Here is a 1,721-nt window from a genome sequence, read left to right as displayed (position 1 = left end):
KGCCGCTATAAAGGCAAACGAATTATCCAAGGTGGGCGCGCTCAGGTGCGTACAGTCCTGTATATGGCGATGATGTCTGCAATGCAATCTAACCCTGTTTTTAAGACCACATATCAGCGATTACTGGAAGCAGGAAAACCCAAAAAAGTAGCCATCATTGCCTGTGTTAGAAAGATGGTTGTGATCCTGAATTCAATGCTAAGAGACGGAACTATGTGGAATGAAAATATGGCGAAAAATTAACTATTGACGCCATACTCGTTTGTTATGTTTAAGGCTCAAAGGGTTAAGTTTTGCGATACCAAAGCTTAACTCAACTTATTTTTGAAAACCAAAACCAGACGCTAAAAAACTGAATTAACTAATAAATTTGAATTTGCTGATATTGAGTTTTAGACTGGAAAACCGAAAACTGGAGCTCAAACTTTGAAACTAAGATCGCGTCATTCGACTCAAAAACGCACTGAACTTTAATGAGGCAACTCTCTGAATTTTTAGCGCCCACGAATTGGAGTCCAGAAAACAGCGAACACTGAAGTTAACCTGCCGACAAGACCAAAATTAGAAAGCCGAGAGTGCAAAGAAAAGATGCAACCAACTGATTTTACGTGACTAAACATAACGCCCAGTTAAGGGGTGAAGCACGCAGTGACTAAGCCTCTGCATGGCACTTCAACACAAAAACCAAAGCATGCCCAAAATGCCACGCGTGCTGAATCCCTCTTGAACTGTTTGTTATGTATATTTTCCGCGCAGTTCGTTTAAAGCCCCCAAGAATGCAAGAGGTAAGGCTGCTATTTGCAGGTCGAGAAGACCACGAGCTTCAGTGACTACTCTTAAGGAAACTCGGTTTTGAAAATCTTCGCTACCACCTCGATGTGTATATAAGTTCCTTAGTTTTACCAATTGATTTGAATCATCTTCACTAACACAGGTTAAGCTAACCCCAAAAATCGAACTTAATAGTTCCATCTCTCGAAAAGGGTTATTTTTGGTTCGTTTAGAGTAAACCCTCTTAACTTTGGCTAATGAAATCGAACCCTCCCCCTTTAAACCTAGCCTTGATAACTCACATTCAGGTAACTCATTGATTCTTTCTAACGCAATAGTGGCAAGATCGTGATTATCAAATAAAACTGGGATAACTGAATGGAGATACCCTTCGAATGCAGATAGAAGCCCATTCAAGGCAAGTGCGTTTAAAAAGTTGGATTGTTCTTCGCTCCTAGCCTCAATACATTCGATAAGGTAGTCGACGTCTTTTAGTGATAACTGCAATTTGTTATCAATTTCAGACAGCGTATCAAAAGTTAATTGCCACTCTTCAACTCTGCTTTTCATTAGTACATTCCAAATGACTGCTCTATATACATAACGCCGCGTTAAGGGGCGCAGGCACGCACTAAAAAAGTAACCGCATCACACCTTAAACACTAAACCCAACGCAAATTGAAAATGCCACGCGTGCCAAGTCCCTCTTTAACGCTTTGTATGGGAAATTATCCCCATTAATCGACCTGTTTCGGGTAATGTGAGACCCAGGCTTTAGCCGCAACTAAAGCTTTCTATGTTGTAGTTCGATTGAACGCTGGCTCCTCTATCGAGAGACCGATAACAAACATGAACGCGACATAGAACTCCAAGCACCAAACTCGAATACTCGACTGGGTCTCGAACCCGCATTACGCAAGCAAGAGTTAGCTTATTATGAATACAAACAC

The 1,721-nt window shown here is 41.2% G+C and carries 2 protein-coding genes; one reads left to right on the top strand and one right to left on the bottom strand.

Annotated elements, in window-relative coordinates:
- Positions 1-243, top strand: a 243-nt coding sequence (locus CIK04_RS11645) for a transposase (protein ID WP_142994990.1), incomplete at its 5' end; no start/stop codon positions are given.
- A gap of 492 nt (positions 244-735) precedes the next feature.
- On the opposite strand, the gene CIK04_RS11635 is transcribed toward CIK04_RS11645, so the two are convergent.
- The gene (locus CIK04_RS11635) at positions 736-1,341 is read right to left on the bottom strand and encodes a hypothetical protein (RefSeq protein ID WP_080540744.1); all 606 of its coding nucleotides are present in this window, start codon (positions 1,339-1,341) and stop codon (positions 736-738) included.
- Between the last annotated feature and the right edge of the window lie 380 nt (positions 1,342-1,721).

It is taken from the genome of Vibrio sp. 03_296, assembly GCF_002265885.1.
The sequence above is the reverse complement of the archived record's forward strand: the minus strand, read 5'-3'. Positions and strand labels throughout refer to the sequence as shown.

Coding starts and splice junctions, on each gene's coding strand:
- CIK04_RS11635 (WP_080540744.1), bottom strand. CDS start 1,341: ATGAAAAGCAGAGTTGAAGAGTGGCAATTAACTTTTGATACGCTGTCT.